This window comes from Streptomyces sp. NPDC014733 (genome assembly GCF_043083385.1).
GTDB lineage: Bacteria > Actinomycetota > Actinomycetes > Streptomycetales > Streptomycetaceae > Streptomyces.
Genome location: NZ_JBIBYO010000012.1, coordinates 164,498 through 191,038, shown reverse-complemented (window position 1 = coordinate 191,038; position 26,541 = coordinate 164,498). Strand labels below are relative to the sequence as shown.

Genomic DNA, 26,541 nt, shown 5'->3' with positions numbered 1-26,541 from the left:
CCGTGGGGTTCACCCCCGAGGAGTTGCAGGCCGCGCGTGGCCGTCACGTCCCCGATGTGACGGCGCCCGGCCTGCGGGTCCTGTTCTGCGGGATCAACCCGTCGCTGATGACGGCGGTCACCGGGCACCACTTCGCCCGGCCCGGCAACCGCTTCTGGCCGGTGCTGCACGCCGCGGGTTTCACCCCGCGGCTGCTGGCCCCCGCCGAGCAGGGTGAGCTGCCCGCGTTCGGGGTGGGCATCACCAACGTCGTGGCGCGGGCGACCGCGCGGGCCGACGAGCTGACCGCGGAGGAGTTCCGCGAGGGCGGCCGGCTGCTGGCCGGGAAGGTGGCACGGCTGCGCCCGCGCTGGCTGGCCGTCGCGGGCGTCACCGCGTACCGCACCGCCTTCGGCGACCGGCACGCGGCCATCGGCCCGCAGGAACGCACCCTGGGCACCACCCGCATCTGGGCGCTGCCCAATCCCAGTGGCCTCAACGCCCGGTGGACGGTGGCGGCGATGGCCGAGGAGTACGGGCGGCTGCGCGCGGCGGCGTTCGACGAGGAGGCCACGCCCACGGGGTGAGACGGTCCCCCCGCGGCGGGCCTCCGGGGCTCGCCGGGACCGCACTGACCGGCTACGATCCGCCACACATCGAGGCGAGGAGACGGACGTTGGGGCGGCTCACCGGCGGGGACCCCTCCCTGTTGCGACGGATCAACTCGGCGGTGGTGCTGCATGCGCTGCGCGCCGCCGACTCCCCCACGCTCACCGATCTCGTCCAGGTGACGGGGTTGTCCCGGCCGACGGTCGAGGGCGTGGTCGAAGGGCTCATCGAGACCGGGCTGGTGGCCGAGGCGGCCGCCGAGGAGGGCGAGGCGCGCCGCCAGGGGCGGCCCGCGCGCCGCTTCCGGTTCCGGGCCGAGGCCGGGCATCTGCTGGGCATCGAGATCGGCCCGCACCGTGTCTCCGTTCTCCTGTCCGACCTCGGCGGCCGCCTCGTGGACTCCACCCAGCGCACGGTCGACGAACGGGCTGGTGCGGACGAGCGGTTGGAGCGGGTACGGACCGCCGTCGCGGAACTCCTGCGCCGCGCCGGGGTGCCGCGCCGCTCACTGCGGGCCGTCGGGGTGGGCAGCCCCGGCATCGTGGAGGCGGACGGCACGGTGCGGCTGGGCACCGCGCTGCCCGGCTGGACGGGGCTGCCGCTCGGCGAACGGCTGCGCCGCTCCTTCCGCTGCCCGGTGCTGGTGGAGAACGACGCCAACGCGGCGGCGGTCGCCGAGCACTGGACCGGCGCGGCGACCGGCAGCGGCGATGTCGTCTTCGTCCTCGCGGGGCTGAGTCCGGGGGCCGGGGCACTGATCGGCGGGCGGCTGCACCGCGGGTTCGGGGGCGCGGCCGGGGAGATCGGCGCGCTCCATCTGCTGGGCCGGGAGGCGACGCCGGAGAAGCTGCTGTCGACGACCGGGAAGCCGCTGCATCCGCTCGACGAGGCGCAGGTCGCCGAGGTGTTCGCGCTGGCCCACGAGGGCGACGCCCTGGCCCAGGAGGCGATGGACCGGTTCCTGCAGCGGTTGGTGCACCATGTGGCGGCGCTGGTGCTGGCGCTCGATCCGGAGCTGGTGGTGATCGGCGGCTGGGCGAACGGTCTCGCGGGCATCCTCGGTCCGCTCCGCGACGAGCTGGCGCGCTACTGCCTCCGCCCGCCGCAGGTGGCACTGTCCGAGCTGGGCGAAACGGCGGTCGCCACCGGCGCGCTGCGCCTCGCGCTCGACCATGTGGAGGGCGAACTCTTCGCGGTGGAGGGCACGGTGACGGGGCGTCGGTAGGCGCCGCTCTCCCGGCACCCCGCTCGCCGCGTCTGGCAGCATGTTCGGCTCCCCTCGGCCCGTGGCGGCGGACGTGGCGCCGGAAACGCCTCGGGCCCGTGCCGCCGGGTGGCGGTACGGGCCCGAGGTCCGCGGTGGCGGTCAGCCGGCGAGCAGGGAGACCGAGGCGCTCTCGCCGAAGGTGAGGCGGCAGGTGTCGGCGCGGTAGGTGGAGACCGCGACGGCGGCGGGGCGGCCGCCGGAGACGTAGCGGGTGGTGACGACGAGGACGGGCGCACCGGGCAGCCGGTCGAGCGCCTTGGCGTCCTCGGCGCCGGCCGAGCCCAGTTCGACGGTACGGTCCTGGCCCTCCAGCTCACGGGCGGCCAGGGCGTCCAGCACCGCACGGGCCCGGGCCGGGGCGCTGACCGCGGCGATCTCCCCGCAGCCGGGAACCACCGCGGCCGGGATGTACAGCAGCTCGGCGGCGACCGGCCGGCCGGCGGTGACGCGGCTGCGGCGGACGACGTGTACGGGGGCGCCCGCCTCGGCCTCCAGCAGGCGGGCGACGGGCGCCGGGAGGGTGTCGGTGGTGCCGGCGTCGACGGGCTCCCAGTCGTCACCGGCGGCGCCCGGCCAGGTGTGGCGGGCCGGATCGACGGCGACGCCGACGCGCGGCGGGGCGACGGTGGTACCCACCCCGCGGCGGCGCTGGAGGCGGCCCTCCAGCTCCAGCTGCTCCAGTGCCTGACGCAGCGTGGCCCGGGCGACGCCGAACCGGGCCGCCAGATCACGCTCGTTGGGCAGGATCTCCCCGACGGAGAACTCCGAGTCCAGCGCCTCGCTGAGTACGGTCTTGAGGTGCCAGTACTTCGGCTCCGGCACCGTTTCGAGCTGCGTGGTCCCCACCCTGTCCTCCGCCTCGGCCGTGCCCCGAAGGGCCGCGCTCCGCTCCCGCTGTCCATGGGCGGACCGGTTATGAGCGCTTCTTTATTAAAGGTTGTTGCAGTATCGCCGACGATAGGCCCGGCCCCACCCTTGGTCAAGACCAATGGGCCAGGAGTGCGGGGAATCGCCGGGAGGGACACGGGGCGCGGCGCTCCACCCGCACGAGTGCTGCGTCCGCGCGCCGCCCCGAGGGGCCGTGCGGCGGGGCAGGCGGCGCCGGGGGTGCGGACGGCGGTCGCCCCGGTCCGTGTAGCGGAGCCGTCAAGGTCCCTTCCGGTGGGTGGCCCGGGCCGCGCGGGCTTGCCACCATGGGCCGGTGCGCGGCGGTGGCGGTCGGCCGGAGTTCACCGGGAGTTGGCCGACCCGGCACCGTGGCGCTGTACGAACGGGACGTCAGCTCATCTGTACGACTTCACGGAGGTATCTGATGGCACCGGGATCCGGCGGCGGATTCGGACGGCGGACACTGCTGCGCGGCGCCGCGGTGGGCTCCGCCGCGCTGACGCTGCCCACCCTGTCCTGCGCCGCGCCCGCCCAGGCCCGCAGCGGACGTCCCGCGGCCCGGTGGGGCACCCAGGTCGGCGATGTGACGGCGACGTCGGGGCTGGTGTGGGTGCGCTCCGACCGTCCGGCCCGGATGATCGTCGAGACGGCGGCGACCGAGGCGTTCCGCAACGCCCGCACCTGGACGGGCCCGGTGGTCGGCGCCGGCACCGACTTCACCGGCGTCACCGCGGTACACGGTCTGCCACCCGGCCGCCAGATCCACTACCGGGTGCGGCTCGCCGACCCGGACGACCCGCGGCGCTCCGGTGAGCCGCTGACCGGCACCTTCCGGACCGCTCCGGCGCACCGCCGCGACGGCGTACGGTTCCTGTGGTCGGGCGATCTGGCCGGGCAGGGCTGGGGCATCAACCCCGACCGGGGCGGCTACCGCATCTACGAGGACATGCGCCGCCGCGACCCGGACTTCTTCCTGTGCAGCGGTGACAACATCTACGCCGACAACCCGATCGAGGCGCGGGTGACCCTGCCCGACGGCCGGATCTGGCGGAATGTGACGACCGAGGAGAAGGCGAAGGTCGCCGAGACGACCGACGAGTTCCGCGGTGCGTTCCGCTACAACCTCCAGGACCACAACTTGCGGGCGTTCAACGCCCAGGTCCCCACGATCACGCAGTGGGACGACCACGAGGTGCACAACAACTGGTACCCGGGGCAGCTGCTGGACGACGACCGGTACACGGTCAAGGACGCCGATGTGCTGGCGGCGCGGTCGCTGCGGGCGTTCAGCGAGTACTTCCCGATCCGCACGCTGCGTCCCGGACGCGAGGGCCGGGTCCACCGCGTGGTGCACCACGGCCCGCTGCTGGACGTGTTCGTGCTGGACATGCGCCGCTACCGCGACGCCAACTCGCCCGGGCGGCAGACCGACGACCCGCAGGGCATTCTCGGCGCGGAGCAGCTGCGCTGGCTCAAGCGGGAGTTGTCGCGCTCGCGCGCGGTGTGGAAGGTCATCGCGTCGGACATGCCGCTGGGGCTGGTCGTGCCGGACGGCAAGGAGAACTTCGAGGCGGTGGCGCAGGGCGATCCGGGCGCGCCACTGGGCCGGGAGCTGCAGATCGCCGAGTTGCTGCGGCACATCAAGCACCGGCGGATCACCGGCACGGTGTGGTTGACGACGGATGTGCACTACACCTCGGCGCAGCACTACGCGCCCGAGCGGGCGGCGTTCAAGGACTTCGAGCCGTTCTGGGAGTTCGTGTCGGGGCCGCTGCACGCGGGCGGTTTCCCGGCGGTGAAGCTGGACGGTACGTTCGGCCCCCGGCAGGCGTTCGTCCAGGCGCCGGACCGCGCCAACACCTCGCCCGCCGAGTCGCCGCAGTACTTCGGCGAGATCGACATCGACGGCGGCAGCGGCGAGCTGACGGTCCGGCTGCGGCGGGACAGCGGTCCGGGTGACGGGCGGGAGGGCGACGAGGTGCTCTTCAGCCAGGTACTGCAGCCGGGACGGGTGGGGCAGTAGAACCCGATGCCACGAATGCTCCCCTTGATCGAATTACCCCTCTTGCACCTCTTACCGGTTTTTACCCGTCGGACACAAGACGTTGGCGGCCAGGCAACACCGGTCGGCGAGGCTGGCGCCATGACCGACACCACCTCCGACATCTCCACCCGGCGGGGCCACCGGCGCCGGGACGCGGTCGCCCTGACCGCGGCGGTCTCCGTCGCGGCCACGGCGACCGCCGCCGGGGCCCTGCCCCACGGCCCGGCGGCGTCACTGCTCTGCGCCGCCGGGCTCGCCGCCTGGCCGGCCGTGGCCGGGCTGCGCGCCCGGTGGTCACGCCGCCGGGATCCCGCGCCACCGCCGTCCGATACCGGCGCCGCGGTGCCGGTCCGCGCCCCGGGTGCCACGGTGCCCGCGGCGCAGCCAGCGCTGTGGCGGATGCGCACCACCGTCCAGGACGCCCCGGGCAGCCTGGCCGCGCTGTGCACGGTGCTGGCCGAGCACCGTGTGGACATCCTCAGCCTGCAGACCCATCCGCTCTCGGCGGGCACGGCCGACGAGTTCTTGCTGCGCGCCCCGGGGACGCTGACCCCGCAGGAGCTGACCGACGCGGTGACCGGTGCAGGCGGCCGCAGCACCTGGCTGGAGCGGGCCGACGCCCACGACCTGGTGGACGCGCCGGCCCGGATGCTGGGCCTGGCCACCCGTACGGCACTGGACTCCGCGGAACTTCCGCTGGCGCTGCGGCAGTTGCTGGGAAGGTGCACGATCCGTTCGGTACCGGCGCGTCCGCTGCACGGACGGCCCGCCGAGCCGCTGCCCGCCGAGGGCGTACTGGAGGAACACCTCATGAAGTTCCGGGACGCCTCCGGGGGTTCCCTGCTGGTCGGCAGAGCGCAGTTGCCGTTCACGCCCACCGAGTTCGCGCGGGTGCATGCGCTGGTCGAGCTGGACCGCCGGCTGGGGCAGCGGGTGCCGGACCGCCGTGAGGTGCTGACGCTGCCCGAGGGAGACGACCTGACGGTCCGCCGCGCCGGTCCGGACGATCTGGCGGCGGCGGTGGCGATGCACGGCCGCTGCTCGGCGGCGACGCTGGCCCGCCGCTACCACGGCCCGGTCGGCGACGCCGACGCCTATCTGCGGCATCTGCTCGGCCCGCACCACGGCCGCACCCTCGCCGTGGAGACCGCGTCCGGCCGTCTGGTGGCGCTCGGGCATCTGCTCTGGGACGGCGACGAGACCGAGGTGGCGCTCCTGGTCGAGGACGCCTGGCAGCACCGCGGCATCGGCGCCGACCTGCTGCGCCGTCTGGTGGCGATGGCCGGCGAGGCGGGCTGCGAGAGCGTCTACGCGATCACCCAGGCGTCCAACACCGGGATGGTGGCAGCGATGCGGGGCCTTGGCCTGCCACTCGACTACCAGATCGAGGACGGCACCTTGGTGATCACCACCCGGCCACAGGGCGAACCGGCCCTGCGCACCACCCGTCCGGCGGCCACCTCCACCGAGTCCCCGGGCCCCGGCTGACGCACCGGGGCCGCCGCACGCCGCTCCGGTGAGGGATAAATGCGTCGACAGCACCCGTCGGCACCCGGCAGGGTGACCTCCATGACGAGCAGCGAGCTGTGGACCCGCGCTTCCGCCGACCGCTACGACGCCGAGGAGCACGAGATGTCCTCGGCCGCCGTTCTCGGCCCGACTCTCGACTTCCTCGCCGCACTGGCCGGAGACGGCCGGGCACTGGAGTTCGCCATCGGCACCGGGCGGGTGGGCGTCCCGCTCCGGGAACGCGGCGTACCCGTCGTCGGCATCGAACTCTCCCCGCACATGGCGGCGGTGCTGCGACGCAAGGCCGACGAGGACACCCTCCCGGTGGTCATCGGCGACATGGCCACCACCGTCGTCCCCGGCGAGTTCACCCTGGTGTATCTGGTCTACAACACCCTCTCGAACCTGCTCTCACAGGACGAGCAGGTCGAGTGCTTCCGCAACGCCGCCCGCCATCTGGCGCCCGGCGGCCGGTTCGTCGTCGAACTGGGCGTACCGCCGCTGCGGTTCCTGCCGCCCGGCCAGGTGGCGGTCCCGTTCGACGTCTCCGAGCGGCACCTCGGCTTCGACACCGTCGACCCGGCCGAACAGCTTCTCGTCTCGCACCACTTCACCCGCGACGGCGACGACGGCCGCTACCGCCGTGGAGCTTCCCGGCACCGCTACGCCTGGCCGGCGGAGCTCGACCTGATGGCACGGATCGCCGGGCTCGAACGGGAACGTCGCGTCGCGGACTGGGACGGCACTCCGTTCACCCACGACTCCCCGAAGCACCTCTCCGTGTGGCGCAAGCCGCTCTGAGCACGGCCACCGGGACGGCACCGCAGGCGGTGCCGGGCAGCCCCGCTCACCCGGTGGGACCGGGCACCGCCGGCCCCCGGTGCCCACCCGGCCCGGCAGATAGTCCTGGCCGAGCGTGACGTGCAGGGAGAACGGCACGTACAGCCCGGCAAAGGTCAGCGCCACCCGCACGCCGGCGACGGCGGGGACGGTCGGCGCGTAGAACCAGCGGACCACCGGGCAGCCACCACGGCCCGCGCTGAGCCGGGTCAGGGCCCGGGTGCGCCCGTACGCAGACCGTCCATGACGAGGTCGAGCAGCCGGGCCGCGCGGCTCTGCCAGTCGCCGTGCGGGTCGAGCTGCCAGAGTCCGGCGATGGCGAGGAGGAAGTCGTCGGGGGTGATGCCGGGGCGGATGGTGCCGGCCCGGGTGTTGGCGTCGAGGAGGAGCGCGACGGCGGCGGTGACCGGGGCACGTCCGACGGCGGCGAGGCTGCCGGGGGCGCTGGCCTTGCGGATCGCCTCGGCCAGCCCCGCCTTCGCCATGGCGTGCCGGGCGAGGCGGTCCATCCATTCGCGGAGCGCCGCGTCGGGGGCGCGGGTGCGCAGCAACTGGCCGGCGAGGGCGGCGACCTGGCCGACCTCGTGGCGGTAGACCTCCAGGACCAGGCACTCCCGGCTGGGGAAGTTGCGGTAGAAGGTGGCCTGGCCGACGCCGGCGCGGCGGGCGATGGCGCTGAGCGGGGTGCAGGCGTCGCGGGTGAGTTCGGTGAGTGCGGCGTCGAGGATGCGGGCGCGGTTGCGCCGGGCGTCCGAACGCAGTGCGGGTTCCTGCTCGTTGGGCACCCGTCCTCCTCCCGAAAGACCTTGCTGCCCGCACGGCCGTCCGCTAGGTTTTCCTGATGTGGACAACTGTCCGATCTGGTCCACCGTAGCGGCTGACCCGGGCGGTGGGGATGGGCAGGTCCGCCGGTGCACAGGATTTTCACGCCACCCGGCGCCCCGTACCCGTCCTTGTCGCCCCTGCCGATGCCCGTCCCCGCGGTGCGCTCCTCCGCGGGCCACCGTCCGTACCGGCGGGGCGGGAGAGCTTGACTTCCGGTCGACCATGCCGTCCCGGGCCTCCGGGGCCGGCCGCGGCCGCGCCTACCTCACCCGAAAGAAGGCTGACTCATGCCCCCATCGACGCCCTCGGAGTCGTCGGCGCCGTCCCCCACGTACAGCGACATCTCCCTGCGCGTCAACGGGGAGACGCACACGCTCCCCGTCGACCACCGCACCACGCTGCTCGACGCGCTGCGCGAGCGGCTCGACCTGACGGGCACCAAGAAGGGCTGCGACCACGGTCAGTGCGGCGCCTGCACGGTGCTGGTGGACGGGCGGCGGTCGCTGGCGTGTCTGCAGTTCGCGGTGGCCACGCAGGGACGGGAGGTCACCACCATCGAGGGGGTGGCCGACGGCGACCGGCTCCACCCCGTACAGCAGGCCTTCCTCGACCTCGACGGCTATCAGTGCGGCTACTGCACGCCGGGGCAGATCTGTTCGGCGCTCGGGATGATCGAGGAACACGCGGCGGGCTGGCCCAGCGCGGTCACCGCCGACATCGGCCCGGAGGCCGCCCCGGCGCCGCTGGACGCGGACGAGATCCGCGAGCGGATGAGCGGCAACCTCTGCCGTTGCGGCGCGTACGCCTCGATCGTCGAGGCGGTGGCGCGGGCCGCGGGTGGTTCGTGTGCGGGTGTCTGCGGTACGGAGGTGACGGCATGAAGGAGTTCGCCTACGAGCGGGCGGCCGATGTGGCCGGTGCGGTGGCGCTGCTGGGCTCCGGCCCCCGGGCACGGGCGCTGGGCGGCGGCACCAACCTCGTCGACCTGATGAAGGCCGGGGTGGAGCGGCCGCAGCTCCTCGTCGACGTACGGGAGTTGCCGCTCGACCGGATCGAGGAGGACGGGGACGGCGGGCTGCGGATCGGCGCGACCGTCACCAACAGCGAGCTGGCCGCCCACCCCGAGGTGCGGCGCCGGTATCCGGCGCTGGCGCAGGCGGTGCTGGCCGGGGCCTCCGGGCAGCTGCGCAACATGGCGACGGTCGGCGGGAACCTCCTCCAGCGCACCCGCTGCGGCTACTTCACCGACGTCACCCAGGCGTGCAACCGCCGCTCCCCCGGCAGCGGTTGCCCGGCGGTCGAGGGCGAGCACCGCAACGGCGCGATCCTGGGCGCCTCGGAGCACTGTGTGGCGGTGCACCCGTCCGACATGGGCGTGGCGCTGGCCGCCTTCGACGCGGTGGTGGAGTACGAGACGGCGGACGGTCCGGGCACGCTGGCGCTGGACGCGCTGTACCCGCCGGTGGGCGACGCGCCGCACCGGGAGACGGCGCTGCCGGACGGTGCGCTGATCACCGGTCTGACGCTGCCGGCCGCGCCGGTGGCGGCGCACTCGCGCTACCGCAAGGTGCGCGAACGTGCCTCGTACGCCTTCGCGATCGGTTCGCTGGCGGCGGCGCTCGACGTCCGGGACGGCGTGGTGCACGACGTGCGGCTGGCGTTCGGCGCGGTCGCCTCCCGGCCGTGGCGGGCGCGGCAGGCGGAGGAGGCGCTGCGCGGCAGGGCGGCAGGTGCGGAGGCGTTCGCCGCCGCGGCGGACGCGGAGCTGGCCGCGGCGCGGGCGCTGCCCGGCAACGGATACAAGCTGACGTTGATGCGCAACCTCGTCGTGGCGGTCCTCGGCGAGCTGACCGAGGAGGCGGGCCGATGACGGTCGCGACGGGCACCACGGCGGGCAACCGCGCGGCAGGCGGCGCGGTGGGCACCGCGCACATCCGGCTGGAGGGCCGGGCGAAGGTCACCGGCACCGCGCGGTACGCCGCGGAGGTGCCGTTCGCGGAACTGGCCCACGGGCAGCTGGTGGTCTCGACCGTCGCGCGCGGCCGGATCACGGCGCTGGAGACGGACGCGGTGCTGGCGATGCCCGGCGTCCTCGATGTGCTGCACCACGGCAACGCGCCGCGGCTCAACGGTGATTACAGCGGCATGCTCGGGAAGGCCGACCCGCTGCTCCAGGTCTTCCAGCAGGACCGGGTGCCGCACGTCGGGTGGCCGGTCGCGCTGGTCCTCGCCGAGACGCCGGAGCAGGCGCGCGAGGCCGCGGACGCGCTGGTGGTGCGGTACGCCACCGAGCCGCACGACGTGGCGTTCTCCGAGGCGCATCCGGCCGGTTACGGCACCGACGCGGAGACCGGCGGTACGGCGGAGACCGAGAAGGCGCTCGACGCGTCCGAGGTCGTCGTGGACGCGCGGTACACCACGCCGGAGGAGCACCACCACCCGATGGAGCCCCATGCGGCGATGGCGCGCTGGGACGGCGGGCGGCTGGAGGTGGTCGACACCAACCAGGGCAGCGCCTTCGTCGCGGACGAGCTGGCGAAACTGTTCTCGCTCGATGCGGATTCGGTGCGGGTGCGGTCGGAACACGTCGGCGGCGCGTTCGGCGCGAAGGCGACACGGCCGCACGTGGTACTCGCCGCGATGGCCGCGACGGTGCTGCAGCGGCCGGTACGGGTGGTGTTGACGCGCCGTCAGCTCTTCTCGCTGGTGGGGTACCGCAGCCCGACGGTGCAGCGGGTGCGACTGGGCGCGGACGCCGACGGGCGGCTGCGGGCCCTGGACCACCAGGCGTACTGCGTCTCGTCGTCGTTCCGGGAGTTCATCGAGCGCAGCGCGGACTTCGGCCGGGTGATGTACGGGCCGGACGCCTACCGCTCGCAGAACCACGTGGTGCCGCTGGACGTGCCGACGCCCAGCTTCGTACGGGCGCCGGGCGAGGCGCCGGGGTCGTTCGCGCTGGAGTGTGCGATCGACGAACTGGCCGAGAAGTGCGGCATCGACCCGATCGCGTTGCGGGCGCGCAACGAGCCCGAGGTGGGGGTGGTCTCCGGGCTGCCGTTCAGCAGCCGGAATCTGCTGGCCTGCTTCGAGGAGGGCGCCCGGAGGTTCGGCTGGGCGGAGCGCGATCCCCGTCCGGGCGTGCGCCGCGAGGGGCGCTGGCTGCTGGGCACCGGGACGGCCGCGGCGCGGTTCCCGTCGGGTGTCGCGCCGTCGACCGCGGCGGTGACGGCGGAGGCGGACGGGACCTTCACGGTCCGGATCACCGCGGCGGACGTCGGGACGGGGGCGCGCACCGCGCTGGCCCTGGTCGCGGCGGACGCGCTGGAGGTGGCGCCGGAGCGGATCCACATCCGGATCGCGGACAGCGACTTCGGTCCGGCGATGGTGGCCGGCGGTTCGATGGGGACCCGCTCCTGGGCGTGGGCGATCATCGAGGCGGCGCGGGCGCTGCGCGAGAAGCTGGCGCTGGGCGGCACCGTCCCGCCGCAGGGCCTCACCGCCCGGGCGGACACCGGGTCCTCGATCAGCGCGCTGTCGCAGAAGGAACGGCACTCCTTCGGGGCGCAGTTCGCCGAGGTGGCGGTGGATGTCACCACCGGCGAGGTGCGGGTGCGGCGGATGCTGGGGATGTTCGCCGCCGGGAAGATCGTCAATCCGCTGACGGCGCGCAGTCAGTTCCTCGGCGGGATGATCTGGGGCCTGTCGATGGCGCTGCACGAGGAGGCGGTACGGGACGGGGCGACCGGCGGGCACGTCGGCGCGGACCTCGCCGGCTACCACATCGCGGCGCACGCCGACATCCCGCAGCTGGACGCCGGTTGGGTCGACGACGTGGACGAGGACGACCCGGTCGGTATCAAGGGCATCGGGGAGATCGGCATCGTGGGAGCCGCGGCGGCCGTCGCCAACGCGGTCTGGCACGCCACGGGCGTCCGCCACCGGGACCTGCCGATCCGCCCGGACCGGGTGCTGACGGCGGGGGCGGCGGAAGGGCCGGAGACCGCGGGCGCCTGAGCCGTGCGGCCCGTGCGCCGGGCCCGGGTGGTGGCGCCCCGGGCCCGGCGCGGCCCCTGAGCCGGATGCGTCCGGCTCAGGGGCCGGCCCATTCCCGTCCGGCGGCCTCCCGGGCCACGCTCTCCAGGTGGGTGCGGTACTCCTCCCACCACGCCGCCTCGTCCGACGGCAGGTTGGTGTTGCCGTCGCGCATCCCGGCGGCGCCGTCGATCAGTTCGCGGACGATGTCCGCGTGACCGGCGTGCCGGTGGGCCTCGGCGATCACATGGATCAGTATCTGATGCAGCGTCACCTCACTCCGCTCCCGGGGCCACCACGGCACCCGGCCGGTGGCGTCCAGCGGGAGCGCCTCGATGGTCGCGTCGGAGTGGCGCCAGGCCCGCCGGTACAGCTCCACGATCTGCTCGCGTGACTCGTCGGCGGTGGCCCACATGTCGTCGTTGGGATCGGCGCCGTCCGCGATCCAGGGCATCGGCTCGCCGGACGGGCGGCCGAACGTCTCGCCGAAATAGCCCAGTTCCACGCTGGCGAGGTGTTTGACCAGGCCCAGCAGATTGGTGCCGGTGGGCGTCAGGGGGCGGCGGAGGTCGTACTCGCCGAGCCCGTCGAGTTTCCAGAGCAGGGTGTCGCGGGCGGCCTGCAGATAGCGCAGGAGGTCTGCTTTCGGCTTCGATGCGTCCATGCCGGGAAGCATGTCATCCGCCACTGACAACGGCGCGGAATCACCCTGCCCACCGGGGTGGTTCAGGAGGCGCGGCAGACGCAGAACGGCTGGCCGGAGGGGTCGAGGAGGACGGTCCACCGGCCCTTGCCCGGCTGGTGGTCGGGCCGGGTGGCGCCGAGGGCGAGCAGCCGTTCCTCGGCCGCGGCGGGGTCCTCGAAGGCGAGGTCGAGGTGGAAGGGGAGTTCCTCCCGCGGCCACTCGGGCGCGCGGAAGGTGCGGGCGGTACAGAAGACCAGCGTCCGGACACCGTCGCCGATGAGGTGTGCGGCCGGGTTGCCGTCCTCGTCGTGGAAGGTGTGGCGGGTCTCCCAGCCGAGGGCCGCGGCGTAGAAGTCGGCGAGGGCCGCGCCGTCGGGGGCCCAGATCCCGGAGCCCAGCAAGGTGCCGGTGGGGATGGCCTGGGCGGTGGTGACGGGGGTCGTCTGGGGCATGGCGCGGTCCTTCGGTGTGGTGCGGTGGCGCGGGAGACGCGCACGGTGGCGGTGTCCCCGGCGCCCGGACACGTCGAGGATGCCTGGCCTTCAGGACAGTTTCCGTCCTGAAGGGCCCCGGGCCGGAAGCCCGTTCCGGCCCGGGGCCCGCCGGGCGTTATCGCACGTCCCCGTCGCGCAGGCGGCGGTTGTCGAGGACCGCGACGGCGCGGCGGACACGGGCGGTCTCCGCCGGGTCGACGGCGGCGGTGACGGTGCCCGGCTCCGCGCCGAGGCGGGCGCGGACGGTGCCGTCGGGGGCGACGAGCATGCTGTGTCCGATGCCGGTGGGCGCCTTGGTGGGCTGCTCGGGGTCGGCCGCCGGGTCCGGGGCGGACTGACCGACGGCGGCCAGCCAGACGGTGGCGTCCAGCGCCCGGGCGCGGACGAGGAGTTCCCACTGGTCGCGCTTGCCGGGCCCGGCGCCCCAGGAGGCGGGGAGCACGCTGACGGTGGCCCCGGCGTCCGCGTGCGCCCGGAAGAGTTCGGGGAAGCGCAGGTCGTAGCAGGTGGCGAGGCCGACGCGGAGATCGTCGACGTCGACGGTGACGACCTGGTCCCCGGCGGCGACGGTGTCGGACTCACGGAAGCCGAAGGCGTCGTAGAGGTGGATCTTGTCGTAGGAGGTATCGGTGCCGGGGCCGGTGGCCAGCAGGGTGTTGGCGACCCGGCCGCCGGGGGCGGGGGTGAACATGCCGGCGACGACGGTGATCCCGGCGGCCTGTGCGGCGGCGCGGACGCCGTCCGCCCACGGGCCGTCGAGCGGTTCGGCGACCGGGCCGAGCGGTACGCCGAAGCGGCACATGGCCGCCTCGGGCAGAACGGCCAGCCGGGCGCCCTCGTCGGCGGCGCGGCGGACGTGCTCGGTGAGCAGGGCGAGGTTCTGCCGGGGGTCGTCCGTCGACGTCATCTGGCAGAGGGCGATACGCATGGGGCTCCGTTTCCTCGGGTCGGGTGGCGCGTCCGGGCGCGCGCGGCGTGCCCGCAGGAGCATGGTGCCTCGCCGGGGCGGCGGACCGCAGCGGGGTTCCGGCCGGAAGGGGCGCCCGGTCCACCGCGGTCGGCCGTACGCTTCGGGCCTGGCCGCGCTCGGGAGGCCCGCCCCGTCACCACCCCATGTGCGCGGCGATCTCCTCGACACACTCCCGCAGCCGCGGCAGATGGCCGTGGAGTTCGTCCGCCGAGGTCAGCGCGGTGACCGCACCCAGCGAGATCGCCAGCCGCGGGGGGCCCGACCGGGCCGGGACCGCCATGGCGATCGAGCGGACACCCACCTCGCCCTCCTCGTCGACCTCCGCCCAGCCCCGGGCACGCACCCGCGCCAGCTCCTCGCGTACCGCCTCGGGTTCGGTCACCGTACGGTCGGTCACCGCGGGCAGTTCCTGCTCCAGGAGGGCGTCGACGGTGGCCGCCGGCTGGCCGCAGACCAGCGCCTTGCCGAGCGAGGTGGCGTGCCAGGCGTTGCGGGTGCCCTCGGCGCTGCGGAGCTGGAGGTGCTGGGTGCCCTGGACCGCGAGGACCAGCAGGACGTCGCCGTCGTGGAGGATGCCGGCGATGGCGGGCAGTCCGGTGGCGGCGGCGAGGGTCCGCATGGGGGCGGCGGCCTCGGAGTACCCCGCCGGTGAGCGGTGGAAGCCGCGCGAGAGTTCCAGGACGCGGACGCCCGGGGCGTAGCGGCGGGCGCGTTCGTCGTAGGAGGCGAACCGCTCGGCCACCAGGCGGCCCAGGATGCGGTGGGCGCTGCTGACGGGGAGCCCCGCCAGCCGGGCCGCCGCGCTGACGCCGAGGCCGCCGGGGTGGTCGGCGAGGACGGACAGCAGGCGCAGCCCCCGGCTGAGCTGGTCGTCGCCGGATGTCGTGGTCATGGTGCGTCTCCTGTGTGCCGCGCCGGTGGCCCGGCCGTTCCCTGGTGTCAGCGGGCCTCGGCGGGCTCCGGCTGCCCGGTCACCGTACCCAAGGGCGCCGCGGCGGGCCGGGGCTCGCGCACCGTGAGGGTCAGTCCGGCGGAGAGCAGCGCGCCGACCGCCATCATGGCGAAGGCGCCCGCGTCACCGAACGCGGTGCCGCGCACCCAGCCGACCAGATAGGTCCCGGCGAACGAGCCCAGGGCGCCGAAGGAGTTGACCATCGCGACGGCCGCGCCGGAGATCCCGGCCGGGGCGAGCGAGGAGATCAGCGCGAAGAACGGGCCGTAGGGCGCGTAGAGGCAGGCGCCTGCGACCACCAGCAGCGCGAAGGCGAGGACGAAGCGGTCGCCCGCCAGGTAGGAGCCGAAGAGGGCGACGCCGCCGGTGGTGAGCCAGGGCCAGACGGCGGCGCGGCGGCGGCCGCTGCGGTCCGAGAGGCGGGAGTTGACGAGCATCGCGACGACGGCGAAGGCGTACGGGACGGCGGTGAGCAGTCCGGTGGTGCCGATGCCCTCACCGGTGCCGCTCTTGACGATCGAGGGCAGCCAGAAGACGAAGCCGTACATGCCGAACGACCAGCAGAAGTACTGCGCGGACATCAGCAGCACCGGGCGCGAGTGGAGCACCGCGCGGTAGGAGCGGGCCAGGGCGCGGGTGGCGGCGGGGGCGGCCGGCGCGGTGGAGGGGTCGGCGCGCAGTGCGGCGAGTTCGGCGGCGGGGAGCCAGCCGGCGTCCTCGGGGCGGTCCTTGATCAGGCGGAGGCAGAACAGGCCCCAGACGACCGAGGGGATGCCCTCGACGATGAACATCACACGCCAGTCGGAGACGGAGATCAGCCAGCCGGAGAGGGCGGACAGCCACATCACGGTGACGGGGTTGCCGAGGATCAGCAGTGTGTTGGCGCGGCCGCGTTCGGCGTGGGTGAACCAGCGGCCCAGCAGCATCACCATCGACGGCAGGACGGCGCCCTCGACGACGCCGAGCGCGAAGCGGACCGCGATCAGCTGCGCCGGGTCGCTCAGGAGGCCCTGGACGACGGCGAGCAGGCCCCACAGCACCGTCGACCAGGCGATGAGGCGACGGGCGCTGCGCTGCTCGGCGTAGATGGTGCCGGGGATCTGGAAGAGGAAGTAGCCGAGGAAGAAGGAGGCCGCGATCAGCGAGTCGAGGCCCGCCGAGAGGTGGAGCTCGTCGGCCATGCCGCCCGCGGAGGCGAGCGAGTAGTTCGACTTGTCCAGATAGGCGAGCGAGTACGTGAGGAAGGCGACGGGCATCAGATGCCGGGCGCGGCTGGAGGCCCACAGCGAGGGCGTGGGCCTCAGGGACGGTGACGGCGTTGTCATCATTGACCCCCCGTTTTCCGTGAGATGGAAAGTGTTTCACTAGGCGGGAAGAACTTACGAGTAGGTAGCAGTTCCGGTCAACGGTTGGCCGGAATCTGATTGCTGCCTTCTCTGCCTTCACGCCTTCACGCCGTCGAGGAGACGCACGATGACCGACGTCCTGATCCCCTGGCCGCAGCTCGACGAGCGGCACGGCCCCTGGCCCGGCGGCACCCGCGTCCATGTGTGGGACGGCCGCACCCCCGTCGAGCAGCTGCCGGCCGAGGCGCTCGACGCGGTGGGTCTGTGGGTCATGCCGTACGCGGTCGCCGACGCGCACCGGCTGCTGGAGCGGCTGCCGCGGCTGCGCGCCGTGCAGTCGCTGAGCGCGGGCGTCGAGAAGCTGCAACCGCTGCTGCCGGCCGGGGTGGCGCTGCACAACGGCCGCGGGCTGCACGACGCCTCCACCGCCGAGCACGCCCTCGGACTGATCCTCGCCGCGCAGCGCGAACTCCCCCGCTGGGTCGCCGATCAGGAAGCGGGCCGCTGGGCGCCGCACTTCACCCGCTCACTGGCGGACAGCCGGGTCGCGATCGTCGGTTACGGATCGATCGGCGAGGCGTTGGAGCGGCGGCTGCTCGCCTGTGAGGCGGAGGTCGTCCGGGTCGCCCGGCGGGCCCGGCCCGAGCACGGGGTGCACGCCGTCGAGGAGCTGCCGAAGCTGCTGCCTGACGTCGACATCGCGGTGCTCACGCTGCCGGAAACCCCGGCCACCACCGGGCTGTTCGGGGCCCGGGAGCTGGCCGCGCTGCCCGACGGCGCACTCGTCGTCAACGTCGGCCGGGGGCGCACCCTGGACACCGCGGCGCTGCTCGCGGAGACCGCCGCGGGACGGCTGCGCGCCGCCCTCGACGTCACCGATCCCGAGCCGCTCCCCGGCGACCACCCGCTGCGCCGGGCGCCCGGCGTCCTGCTGACCCCGCACATCGGGGGCGGCGCCGCGTCGTTCCGACCGCGCGCCGAACGGCTGATCGTGGAGCAGGTCCGCCGGTGGACGGCGGGCGAGGAGCTGCTGAACCCGGTGGCCGCGCAGGGCTGACCGGGCGGTTTCCCGGGGGCGCCCGGCCCGGGGCGCGGGCGCGGTCCCGTCAGGCGGCCACCGGGTCGCCCGGCGGGACCGCCGTGGCCGCCGCGCTCAGCGCGTCGAGGACCGGCCGGAACAGCGGGTGGTCCTCGGCGCCGCGGCGGACGGCGGCGAAGACCCGGCGGGTCGCCGCGACTCCGTCGACGGGCCGCACCGCGACCTGGGTGAGATCCGTGTCGCGCAGCGCCGACCGCGGCACCAACGCCACCCCGGCCCCCGCACCGGCGAGCGTGACCACGGCCCGGAAGTCGTCGGACGAGTGCGCCAGATCGGGCCGGAACCCGGCGTATTCGCAGGCCAGGACCATCACGTCATGGCAGGGGTTGCCCGGGTACGGACCGATCCAGGGGTCTTCGGCGAGCGCCGCCACCGGTACCGCCGGGGCGTGCGCGAGACGGTGGTCGCGCGGCAGCACCGCGTCGAACGGCTCGGCGTACAACGGAACACGCACCAGCCGCCGGTCCGCCGCGCTCGGTGCGCCGCGGTACTCGACGGCCACGGCCACATCGGCGCGCCCGTCGAGCACCATCGGCAGACTCTCGTCGCCCTCCGCGTCCCGCACCCGGACGACGATGCCGGGTGCGGCGGCGCGCAGCGTGGTGATGGCCGGGGCCACCACCACGCCGATGCCGGTGGCGAACGCGGCGACGGTGACCTCCCCCGCCGCGCCGCTGGTGTACGCCGCGACCTCCGCCTCGGCGCGCTCCAGCTCCGCGAGGACCACCCCGGCGTGCCGCAGCAGAATCGCGCCGACCGGGGTGAGGCGCGCCCCGCGGTGGTCGCGGGCGAGGACCTTGTGGCCGGTCTCCTGCTCCAGCGCCGCGATCTGCTGGGAGACGGCGGAGGGCGTCAGGTGCAGCGCCGCGGCTGCCGCGGTCACCGTGCGGTGGTCGGCCACCGCCTGGAGGGTGCGCAGCCGTCGTGCGTCGATCACGGCATCGATTCTGCCAGGCGGGTCACTCCGCCGAAGCGGCCAGGGCCTCGCGTGCCTCGACGAACGCGGCCACGGCACGGTGCACGTCCTCGGTCGAGTGGGCGGCGGAGAGCTGGACACGGATCCGGGCGGCACCGTGCGGCACGACCGGGTACGAGAAGCCGATGACGTAGACGCCGCGCTCCAGGAGGAGTTCGGCCATCCGCGCCGCCTCGGCCGCGTCGCCGATCATGACCGGGGCGATGGCGTGGTCGCCGGGCAGCAGGTCGAAGCCCTCCTCGGTCATCCGCGAGCGGAACAGCGCGGTGTTGGCGGCGAGCTTCTCGCGCAGATCACCGGCGGACTCCAGCAGGTCGAGGACCTTCAGCGAGGCGGCGGCGATGACCGGCGCCAGGCTGTTGGAGAAGAGGTAGGGCCGCGAGCGCTGGCGCAGCAGGGCGACGATCTCGGCGCGGGCGGCGACATAGCCGCCGGAGGCACCGCCGAGGGCCTTGCCGAGAGTGCCGGTGAGGATGTCGACGCGGTCCATCACGCCGTGCAGCTCCGGGGTGCCGCGGCCGCCCGCGCCGACGAACCCGACCGCGTGCGAGTCGTCGACCATGACCATCGCGTCGTAGCGCTCGGCGAGGTCGCAGATCTCCCGCAGCGGAGCGACATGGCCGTCCATGGAGAAGACGCCGTCGGTGACGACGAGCCGGCGGCGGGCGCCCGCGGCGTCCTTGAGCTGCGTCTCCAGGTCGGCGAGGTCGCGGTTGGCGTAGCGGAAGCGGCGGGCCTTCGACAGGCGGATGCCGTCGATGATCGAGGCGTGGTTGAGGGCGTCGGAGATGACCGCGTCCTCCGGGCCGAGGAGGGTCTCGAAGACACCGCCGTTGGCATCGAAGCAGGAGGAGTAGAGGATCGTGTCCTCCTGGCCGAGGAAGGCCGAGAGCCGCGCCTCCAGCTCCTTGTGGACCTCCTGGGTGCCGCAGATGAAGCGGACGGAGGCCATGCCGTAGCCCCACCGGTCGAGGGCGGCGTGACCGGCGGCGATCACCTCGGGGTGGTCGGCGAGACCGAGGTAGTTGTTGGCGCAGAAGTTGAGCACCTCACCGGGGCGGCCCCCCTCGGTGACCCGCACGCTCGCGGACTGCGGGGTGGCAATGACGCGCTCGGGCTTGTGCAGTCCGGCGCTGCGGATCTCGTCGAGGTCGGCGCGCAGGTCGTCGCGTACGGAGTCGAACATGTCCTGTCCTTCGGGGTCGGGTACCGGGGCACGGAGGGACGGTGGGCGGGTGCGCCCGGCGGTCGGCCGGGCGCACCGCGCGGGGAAGGGGCGGTCAGACGGTCCAGTCGAGGATGACCTTGCCGCCGCGGCCGCTCGCCGCGTCGGCGAACGCCGCCTCGTGGTCGCGGTGGCCGTACCGGCCGGTGATCACCGGCGCGAGGTCGAGTCCGCCTTCGAGCAGCACCGACATGGCGTACCAGGTCTCGAACATCTCGCGGCCGTAGATGCCCTTGAGCGTGATCATCGAGGTGACGACGCGGGCCCAGTCGACGGGGAACTCGGCGGCGGGCAGGCCGAGCATGGCGATGCGGCCCCCGTTGGTCATGTTGGCGATCATGTCGCGCAGCGCCTCGGGGCGGCCGGACATCTCCAGGCCGATGTCGAAGCCCTCGCGCAGCCCGATCTCCCGCTGACCGTCGGCGATCGTCGCGCCCGACACGTCGAGCGCGAGGCTGACGCCGATCTTGCGGGCCAGCTCCAGGCGCTCCTCGCTGACGTCGGTGATCACGACGTTACGGGCCCCGGCGTGCCGGGCGACGGCCGCGGCCATCAGCCCGATCGGCCCGGCACCGGTGATCAGCACGTCCTCGCCGACCAGCGGGAACGACAGCGCGGTGTGCACGGCGTTGCCGAACGGGTCGAAGATCGCGGCGACATCGAGGTCGACGGGGACCCGGTGCACCCAGACGTTGGAGGCAGGCAGCGCGACGTACTCGGCGAACGCGCCGTCCCGGCCGACGCCCAGCCCGACGGTGGCGCGGCACAGATGGCGGCGCCCGGCCAGGCAGTTGCGGCACTTGCCGCACACCAGGTGGCCCTCGCCGCTGACCCGGTCGCCGACGGCGACGTCGGCGACGTCCCGGCCGGTCTCCACGACCTCGCCGACGAACTCGTGGCCGACGATCAGCGGCGCGGCGACGGCCTGCTGCGCCCAGCCGTCCCAGTCACGGATGTGCAGATCGGTGCCGCAGATTCCGGTGCGCAACACCTTGATCAGCACCTCGCCGGGCCCGACGGCCGGCTCCGGGACGTCCCGCAGCCACAACCCGGGCTCAGCCTTCTCCTTGACCAGCGCTTTCACCGAGGCGCCTCCTGTGCCGACGACGGGCCCGGGCGCCGCGTGGAGCGGCGGATCCGGGCAGGAAAAACCGGCACACGGCGGCGAACGCGGAGACCGCGGCCGCTCGTGGCCGGACGCCTCACAATCTGCCGTCCGGCGGGCGCCGCGTCCATCGATCATTTCTTAAGCCGGGCAACAGAAGCGCTTCATCCGTCCCGTCCGGCACACGGGTCACGCGTCAGCGGGGCCACTCCGGCGCGGGGTCCTCGTCGAGCAGCGGACGCAGCCCGCCCAGGACCGCACCGATGCACACATCGCGCAGTTCGGTACGGGTGCAGCTCTCCTCGGTGAGCCAGTCGACGCAGAGCACCTGGACGAAGACCAGCCAGCTCTTGAGCACCCCCGACACGGCCTCCCTCCTGCCCTCGGCGTACGGCAGGACGGCGAGCAACCGCTCGCGCAGCGCGTCGAGTTCGTCGGCGATGATCGTCTGGATCAGCCGGTCCCCGGCGAGGACCCGGTTGGCCGCCAGCACGGTGTTGCGGTTCTCCGCGAAGTACGCGATGTGGGCGTCCAGCCCCTCGGTCAGCTGCTCCACGAGCGTGTCGGCGGGATCGACCCGCGACCGGGCGAGCAGCTGCCCGGCGGCCTGCCGGTAGAGCGCCGCGAAGAGGTCACGCTTACCGGGAAAGTGCTGGTAGAGCAGGGCGCGGGAGACGCCCGCCCGCGCGGCTACGTCCTCCATCCGCACCTCGTCGTACGGCTGCGCGGCGAAGAGCTGGGCCGCGACGGCGAGGAGTTGGGCACGGCGCTCGGCGGGGCTGAGGCGCTGACGGGGTGGCATGAACCCACCTTACTTGACATGTGTCCAGTAAGGGGCGACGCTGATGGACACGTGTCTACCAAGCGGACCCGGCCGACCGTGACGGCGCGCGGATGCCAGGCGCCGACCGCGGGCACCGGTTCCGCCTCGACGGAGGAGAGGGTGGAACATGACCCGGGCGAAGGCACTACGTCGGCTGGCCCTGGCGATGGGGTACGGCTGCGCGGCGATCGGCCTCTTCCACCTCCTGGGCGGGAACGCCGCGATCCCGGGCGCCACCCACGCGGGTGCGACGATCGACAGCCTCGGCCGCTTCCTCGGCGCGATCTTCACCGGGTACGGCCTGGCCTGGCTGCGGGCGACCCGGCAGACGCCCATCCCGGCCTCCACGGTCCGCCTGCTGACCGGCGTGTTCCTGCTGGGCGCGCTCGGCCGGATGCTCTCGCTCGCCGTGGCCGGGTGGCCGCACTGGTTCCAGACGGCGCTCGGCTGCCTCGAACTGGCCCTCTCCCCCGTGCTGTTCCTGCTCGCGGACGCGGAGGAGAAAGCGACACTGCCGACGGGGACGGAGACCGCCGGGGCGGACGCCTGACGGGAGAGAGTGACCGGGCACCCGGCTCGCGGGCCCGGGTGGCGGCGCGGGGAGGGACGAGCCGGGCGCGGAGCCGGGTGGCGGCGCGGGCCCTGCGCCCGCACCGGAAGAGGCCGGGCCCTGCACCCGCCCCCCGATGGGGCCGGGGCCGGCGCCCTCGCCGGGCGCCGGCCCCGGCGTGCGGGGCGCCTCCCCGGGTCAGCCGGCCAGGGCCTCGCCGTCGTCCTCCGGCGACCGGGACGGCTCGCGGCTGCTGCCCGTTCCCGGGGTCAGGCGGACCTCCGCACCGTCCGGGTCGCGCCGGTGCCGTGCGCCGTTCGCGGCCGCTTCCCGCAGGTCGGGGGCGGCACGGTCGTCGAGGACGATGGTCAGCGGCGCCCCGTCGGACGCGAGGGCGGTCAGGGCCTGTTCGATGCGGAGGTAGAGCGCCGTGGCGAGCGGCAGGTCCCCGTCACCGTCGTCCTCGGCGGCCCGGATCCGGTGCAGGCTGATCAGGATCGCGATCAGGGACCGCCCGGACAGCGCGGCCGACAGCCGCCCCGCCCCCTCGTCGACGACCTCCGGCGGCATCCGGAAATGCCGGTGCCGCCCGGCAGTGGCGGACACGAACTCCCATACATCGCGGTGACAGACGAGCACGGCCGACGACACCCGCGCCGCCTGGAGCAGCAGGCGGCGGTGGGCCGTGCCGTCGACGGGAGCGAGGGCGGCACCCTCCCCGCCGGCCACCGGGGTCACGACCGGTTCCGGTGCGCCCTCGGATGACGCCGCCGCCCCCTCCGCACCCGCGGCGAAATCGGCCACGACCTGCCGCAGGGAAGCCACCTCGCCCACCAACTCTCCGTATTTCCGGGCGAGTTCTCCCACATCGCGGCGCTCCCGGCGATCCTGCTGCCCCTGCCGCTCCAGTTGCCCTTGCCGTTCCTGCCGCTCGTTGCGCGCGCGGGCCAGCTCGTCCTGCAAGGGCGCCACCGCTTCCTTCAGCGCCTCGGCGAGAGCGGTCCGCGGGGACGGAATCAGGGCAGCTTCCGGAAGGGCGGCCGCGGCGGGCAGGGGCGAGGCGGAGGCCGCGACGGACGGGGGCTGCCCCTGGCCCGGCGCGGGCGGCTCCGGAGCCGCCGCGGATGCGGTCTCCTTCCCGGGAACCGGCACGGAGACGGCCACCCGTTCACCGGGACGATCGGCGGGCCCCTGACCGGCGTTCGGACACCCGGCACCCGCGCCGGCCTCGGCGCGTCCGGCGTCCCCGGCGCCCGGATCGGCGGCCCGCCCTTCGGCGCTCTCCGGCCGAACGGCCTGCGCGGCCCGTCCCGGCTCGGCCGCCCGCAGCTTCACCAACTCCTCGCGGAGGTCGCCGAGCAGAACCGTCAGACTCTTCACGTCCTCCCCCAACGAGCCGAGGGCGGCCGTCACCTCCCCCCGCACATCGGCCTTCGGGGACGGGTCCGCCCCCTCGACCTTCGCCTTCAGGGAGCCGATGCTCCGTCCGACGGTGCGCAGTTCCTCACGCACACCGGACAGCGCCTTCTGCGTGGCCTCCCCCTGCGCCACGCCGTCCAGCTTGGCCAGCACCTCCTGGTGCGCAAGCTCCCGTCCGTTCGCCAGACGCTCCACCCCCTTGCCCAGGGTGTCCCGCACGTCGTTCCCGGTGTGCACGACCGTGGTGTGCAGCATGGTCAACGCCTGGGTGATGTCTCCGCCCCTCAAGGCCAAGCCCTCCTCGCCTCTTCTTACGCGGTGTACGCGGTTGCTCTCCCTCCGTACTCTCCTGGACGCCCGCCCGGGGCGAGGGCGGATCCGGGTAACTGCGCTGGTCAACGACGTGATCGCGCCCCTCTTGGCGGGATCGGGACCGGCGCGGGGGCGCACGCGGACGGCTCGCGGAGGGCAGGTGGGCGCCGGAGCCGGCGCACACGGCGGGTCATGAGGTGCGGGCGTCCGGGCTGACCGGGGCGGCGGGCCCGCCGGGTGCCGCCGCCCCGGTCAGCCCGGACGTACGGCGGACGGCTCCCCCCATCCCGTCGCCCCCACGACCTCCTGCGCGAGAGAGACCACGGTGCGGCCGTCCGTCGCCAGCCGCACCGTGTCCTCGGGCGCCCGCGCGTCCAGGAGGCGTGCCTTACGGGCGCTGCCCGCCAGTTCGGCGGCCAGCTCCGAGCCGATCTCCCGCGCGGTCAGCCGCTCCCCGGCCGTGGTGTCCGTGGCGGTGAGCAGTACCCGTACCAGCCGGACGTCGTCGCCCATGGCGTGCCGGAACATCGCGGCGCTCTCCGGCAGCACACTGACGGTGTTGGTGTAGATCAGGCGGCGGTAACCCAGGTCGGCGTAGTTCGACCAGACGGCCGCGAGGTTGCGCGTGGTGAGCGCGGCGCGGTGCGGATCGCCGTCCGGCGCGGGGTGGGCCTGCCCCAGGTAGTCGCCGTCGATGACGCAGTGCCGGACGGCCGCGGCCCGCAGCTGCGCGGAGACCTCCCAGCCCACCGTGGTCTTCCCCACGCCTGCGCGCCCGCCGATGAGCAGTACCTCTGCCGTATCCATGGCGGGCACCCTGCCACGTACCGGCGGGCCGGCGCAGGCGGATTTCTCCGCGACGCCACCCCGGTACGGCCGAGGGCCGGAGCGCCGGCACCCGCTACGTCCCGCCGCAGTCGCGGTCGCCGTCGCCGCCCGGTACGGCCGAGGGCCCGGGGCACGCGACGGACGCGAAGCACCCCGTCACCGGCCCTCGGCCCTCGGCCCTCGGCCCTCGGCTCATGGTCTTCGGTGGGGTCCGCTACGCCGCCCCGTCCGCGGAGGTGCGGCAGTCCGGGTGGCCCCAGCCGTCCGGGTTCTTGGCAATGGATTCGCCCGCGGCGTACGAGCGGCCGCAGCGGCAGCGGCCGGGGAACTTCGCCTTCAGCGTCCGAGACGAGCCGCCCCCGGAGCCGCGCGGGCGGGTGGCGGCACCACCGCTGCGGCGGACCGGCTTGGCGCGGGCGGCGGTGGGCGAGGAGGGCGGTGGCTCCGGGGAGCCCTCGGCGCTGCCCGCGGGCTCCTGGTCGACCGCGGCGCGGCTCGCGGCGCGGTCGGCGAAGTCGTTGAGCCGGTCGCCGTCCACCTGGTGCGCGGGGACGTACCGGAACGTGACGTCGCGGTCGGTCAGCAGCGCGTCGATGCGCACCACCAGCTCCTGGTTGGCGACCGGCTTGCCCGCGGCGGTCTTCCAGCCCTTGCGCTTCCAGCCGGGCAGCCAGGTCGTGACCGCCTTCATCGCGTACTGCGAGTCCATCCGGATTTCCAGCGGGATCCGCGGGTCGGCGTGGGTCAGCAGCCGCTCCAGCGCGGTCAGCTCGGCGACGTTGTTGGTCGCCGTGCCCAGCGGTCCCGCCTCCCAGACGGCCGGGTCGCCGGCCTCGTCGGCGATGACCCAGGCCCAGCCCGCCGGTCCCGGATTTCCCTTCGACGCCCCGTCACACGCGGCGATTACGCGTTCAGCCATACCCCGATCATCCCAGGCCGACGGGGTGCCGGACGCCACGGCCCCGTGCCGGGCGTCCGCCGTGACTCAGCGCGCCGGGCCGGTGGCGGGACGCCAGGACGTCAACCGGTCGGTGGCGGTGCGGGCACGCCAGGCGGTGAAGGCGGGATAGCCGCGCACCCCGTCGGCGACGACCGCACGGTAGCCCCAGACGCCCGGCAGCGGCTCGCCCTCGGCTGCCGCCGCCTCCTTGATCGTGAGGATCGCGTCCCGCATCTCCTCGGTCAGCGCCGCGCGCAGCGGCCCGACCAGATCGGCGGCCCGGGGGCCCGGGTGGTCGTCGGCCAGCCACCACATGTCGATCCGCCAGGTGCCGCCGGACTCCGTCTCGTAGTCCAGGCGCCAGTACAGCCCCTGGTCGGGCAGGTCGAGGGCGTTGGTGAACCGCAACCGGCGGACGCCCGGCAGCTCGGTGCAGGGCACGAGGGCGGCGAAGCCCTGGGCGGCGGACGGGGCCGGGGAGTAGATCTCCAGGTCGATGTCCGGTTCGACGACGAGGTCCAGCGCCACCGACCCGACCACCACCGGCCGCCCGAGGGGCCGCCAGCGGTCGGCCAGGCCGAGCGTGCCGAGGATGCCGAGGGCGGCGGCACGGCGGCGGGCGGCACGGTCGCGGCGGGCGGCGGCTTCCGGAACGGGCATGCGCCGAGCCTATGCGGCCACGCCGTCCGTCGCCGCGGGGACCGGCGGACAGGTCCGGCCACGGCCGGTGGCCCGCCGCCGGCGCGTACGGGCCGGTGGCGCGGAGCCACCGCGCGGGCCGCCCGGCCGTACCGCCACCGACACCGAAGCCGACACCGACACCG

The 26,541-nt window shown here is 74.5% G+C and carries 24 protein-coding genes and 2 pseudogenes; 10 read left to right on the top strand and 16 right to left on the bottom strand.

Annotated elements, in window-relative coordinates; translation table 11 throughout:
* The first annotated feature begins 2 nt into the window (after positions 1–2).
* Positions 3–566, top strand: a complete 564-nt coding sequence (mug, locus tag ACF1BH_RS24635; protein ID WP_391645645.1) for a G/U mismatch-specific DNA glycosylase — start codon at positions 3–5, stop codon at positions 564–566.
* 89 nt (positions 567–655) lie between these two features.
* The gene (locus ACF1BH_RS24630) at positions 656–1,813 is read left to right on the top strand and encodes an ROK family transcriptional regulator (RefSeq protein WP_391645643.1); all 1,158 of its coding nucleotides are present in this window, start codon (positions 656–658) and stop codon (positions 1,811–1,813) included.
* A gap of 141 nt (positions 1,814–1,954) precedes the next feature.
* Here the strand turns inward: ACF1BH_RS24630 and ACF1BH_RS24625 are convergent, their stop codons facing one another.
* A complete protein-coding gene (locus ACF1BH_RS24625) occupies positions 1,955–2,701 on the bottom strand; it encodes a GntR family transcriptional regulator (protein WP_391645641.1) in 747 nt (248 codons plus the stop codon).
* A gap of 466 nt (positions 2,702–3,167) precedes the next feature.
* Here ACF1BH_RS24625 and ACF1BH_RS24620 point away from each other — a divergent pair, with 466 nt between their 5' ends.
* The 3 genes from ACF1BH_RS24620 to ACF1BH_RS24610 all read left to right on the top strand — a co-directional run bounded on the left by ACF1BH_RS24620 (position 3,168) and on the right by ACF1BH_RS24610 (position 7,097).
* The gene (locus tag ACF1BH_RS24620) at positions 3,168–4,766 is read left to right on the top strand and encodes an alkaline phosphatase D family protein (RefSeq protein ID WP_391645639.1); all 1,599 of its coding nucleotides are present in this window, start codon (positions 3,168–3,170) and stop codon (positions 4,764–4,766) included.
* 120 nt (positions 4,767–4,886) lie between these two features.
* Positions 4,887–6,275: a GNAT family N-acetyltransferase gene (locus ACF1BH_RS24615; protein WP_391645637.1), complete on the top strand. Its 1,389-nt coding sequence runs from the start codon at positions 4,887–4,889 to the stop codon at positions 6,273–6,275.
* An 81-nt stretch (positions 6,276–6,356) separates the two neighbouring features.
* Positions 6,357–7,097 carry a class I SAM-dependent DNA methyltransferase gene (locus ACF1BH_RS24610; RefSeq protein WP_391645635.1) on the top strand — a complete coding sequence of 247 codons (741 nt, stop codon included), beginning with the start codon at positions 6,357–6,359 and terminating at the stop codon, positions 7,095–7,097.
* Between the two features lie 78 nt (positions 7,098–7,175).
* Here the strand turns inward: ACF1BH_RS24610 and ACF1BH_RS24605 are convergent.
* Both ACF1BH_RS24605 and ACF1BH_RS24600 read right to left on the bottom strand, forming a co-directional pair.
* Positions 7,176–7,343 (bottom strand): annotated as a pseudogene (locus ACF1BH_RS24605) (MFS transporter); the annotation flags it as partial.
* 2 nt (positions 7,344–7,345) lie between these two features.
* Positions 7,346–7,921, bottom strand: coding sequence for a TetR/AcrR family transcriptional regulator (locus ACF1BH_RS24600; RefSeq protein ID WP_391645633.1), 576 nt, complete (start codon positions 7,919–7,921; stop codon positions 7,346–7,348).
* A 327-nt stretch (positions 7,922–8,248) separates the two neighbouring features.
* Between ACF1BH_RS24600 and ACF1BH_RS24595 the strand changes: the two genes are divergently transcribed.
* From ACF1BH_RS24595 to ACF1BH_RS24585, 3 genes are read left to right on the top strand one after another with little or no spacing between them, the layout of a single operon-like run.
* Entirely contained in the window at positions 8,249–8,842 is a 594-nt protein-coding gene (locus tag ACF1BH_RS24595) for a 2Fe-2S iron-sulfur cluster-binding protein (RefSeq protein ID WP_391645631.1), read from the top strand.
* A complete protein-coding gene (locus ACF1BH_RS24590) occupies positions 8,839–9,831 on the top strand; it encodes an FAD binding domain-containing protein (RefSeq protein ID WP_391645629.1) in 993 nt (330 codons plus the stop codon). The genes ACF1BH_RS24595 and ACF1BH_RS24590 overlap by 4 nt, the downstream gene beginning before the upstream one ends.
* A complete protein-coding gene (locus ACF1BH_RS24585; RefSeq protein ID WP_391645627.1) occupies positions 9,828–11,975 on the top strand; it encodes a xanthine dehydrogenase family protein molybdopterin-binding subunit in 2,148 nt (715 codons plus the stop codon). Before ACF1BH_RS24590 ends, ACF1BH_RS24585 begins: the two co-directional genes overlap by 4 nt.
* Positions 11,976–12,051: 76 nt before the next feature.
* On the opposite strand, the gene ACF1BH_RS24580 is transcribed toward ACF1BH_RS24585, so the two are convergent.
* From ACF1BH_RS24580 to ACF1BH_RS24560, 5 genes are all read right to left on the bottom strand, one after another.
* Entirely contained in the window at positions 12,052–12,657 is a 606-nt protein-coding gene (locus ACF1BH_RS24580; protein WP_391645625.1) for a DinB family protein, read from the bottom strand.
* 62 nt (positions 12,658–12,719) lie between these two features.
* The gene (locus tag ACF1BH_RS24575) at positions 12,720–13,130 is read right to left on the bottom strand and encodes a VOC family protein (protein ID WP_391645623.1); all 411 of its coding nucleotides are present in this window, start codon (positions 13,128–13,130) and stop codon (positions 12,720–12,722) included.
* Between the two features lie 157 nt (positions 13,131–13,287).
* Complete coding sequence (locus tag ACF1BH_RS24570; protein ID WP_391645621.1) at positions 13,288–14,100, bottom strand: carbon-nitrogen hydrolase family protein; 813 nt, start codon at positions 14,098–14,100, stop codon at positions 13,288–13,290.
* Positions 14,101–14,275: 175 nt separating this feature from the next.
* Positions 14,276–15,034, bottom strand: coding sequence for an IclR family transcriptional regulator (locus ACF1BH_RS24565; RefSeq protein WP_391645619.1), 759 nt, complete (start codon positions 15,032–15,034; stop codon positions 14,276–14,278).
* Between the two features lie 47 nt (positions 15,035–15,081).
* On the bottom strand, positions 15,082–16,422 hold the full coding sequence (locus ACF1BH_RS24560; RefSeq protein WP_391645617.1) for an MFS transporter: 1,341 nt from the start codon (positions 16,420–16,422) through the stop codon (positions 15,082–15,084).
* Between the two features lie 145 nt (positions 16,423–16,567).
* On the opposite strand from ACF1BH_RS24560, the gene ACF1BH_RS24555 reads away from it, so the two are divergent.
* Positions 16,568–17,497: a 2-hydroxyacid dehydrogenase gene (locus ACF1BH_RS24555; protein ID WP_391645615.1), complete on the top strand. Its 930-nt coding sequence runs from the start codon at positions 16,568–16,570 to the stop codon at positions 17,495–17,497.
* Between the two features lie 148 nt (positions 17,498–17,645).
* Here the strand turns inward: ACF1BH_RS24555 and ACF1BH_RS24550 are convergent.
* The 4 genes and pseudogenes from ACF1BH_RS24550 to ACF1BH_RS24535 form a co-directional block, all read right to left on the bottom strand.
* Positions 17,646–18,422, bottom strand: a pseudogene (locus ACF1BH_RS24550) (LysR family transcriptional regulator); the annotation flags it as partial.
* 76 nt (positions 18,423–18,498) lie between these two features.
* Positions 18,499–19,701, bottom strand: a complete 1,203-nt coding sequence (locus ACF1BH_RS24545) for a glycine C-acetyltransferase (RefSeq protein WP_391645613.1) — start codon at positions 19,699–19,701, stop codon at positions 18,499–18,501.
* Between the two features lie 94 nt (positions 19,702–19,795).
* A complete protein-coding gene (tdh, locus tag ACF1BH_RS24540) occupies positions 19,796–20,824 on the bottom strand; it encodes an L-threonine 3-dehydrogenase (RefSeq protein ID WP_391645611.1) in 1,029 nt (342 codons plus the stop codon).
* Positions 20,825–21,041: 217 nt separating this feature from the next.
* Complete coding sequence (locus ACF1BH_RS24535) at positions 21,042–21,647, bottom strand: TetR/AcrR family transcriptional regulator (RefSeq protein ID WP_391645609.1); 606 nt, start codon at positions 21,645–21,647, stop codon at positions 21,042–21,044.
* A 148-nt stretch (positions 21,648–21,795) separates the two neighbouring features.
* Between ACF1BH_RS24535 and ACF1BH_RS24530 the strand changes: the two genes are divergently transcribed.
* The gene (locus ACF1BH_RS24530; protein WP_391645607.1) at positions 21,796–22,218 is read left to right on the top strand and encodes a DUF4345 domain-containing protein; all 423 of its coding nucleotides are present in this window, start codon (positions 21,796–21,798) and stop codon (positions 22,216–22,218) included.
* Between the two features lie 198 nt (positions 22,219–22,416).
* On the opposite strand, the gene ACF1BH_RS24525 is transcribed toward ACF1BH_RS24530, so the two are convergent.
* The 4 genes from ACF1BH_RS24525 to ACF1BH_RS24510 all read right to left on the bottom strand — a co-directional run bounded on the left by ACF1BH_RS24525 (position 22,417) and on the right by ACF1BH_RS24510 (position 26,377).
* Positions 22,417–23,925, bottom strand: coding sequence for a hypothetical protein (locus tag ACF1BH_RS24525; RefSeq protein ID WP_391645605.1), 1,509 nt, complete (start codon positions 23,923–23,925; stop codon positions 22,417–22,419).
* A gap of 276 nt (positions 23,926–24,201) precedes the next feature.
* Positions 24,202–24,756: a hypothetical protein gene (locus tag ACF1BH_RS24520; RefSeq protein ID WP_391645603.1), complete on the bottom strand. Its 555-nt coding sequence runs from the start codon at positions 24,754–24,756 to the stop codon at positions 24,202–24,204.
* 235 nt (positions 24,757–24,991) lie between these two features.
* Positions 24,992–25,696 carry a ribonuclease H gene (locus tag ACF1BH_RS24515; protein WP_391645601.1) on the bottom strand — a complete coding sequence of 235 codons (705 nt, stop codon included), beginning with the start codon at positions 25,694–25,696 and terminating at the stop codon, positions 24,992–24,994.
* 66 nt (positions 25,697–25,762) lie between these two features.
* Positions 25,763–26,377 carry a hypothetical protein gene (locus ACF1BH_RS24510; RefSeq protein WP_391645599.1) on the bottom strand — a complete coding sequence of 205 codons (615 nt, stop codon included), beginning with the start codon at positions 26,375–26,377 and terminating at the stop codon, positions 25,763–25,765.
* Positions 26,378–26,541 lie beyond the last annotated feature (164 nt).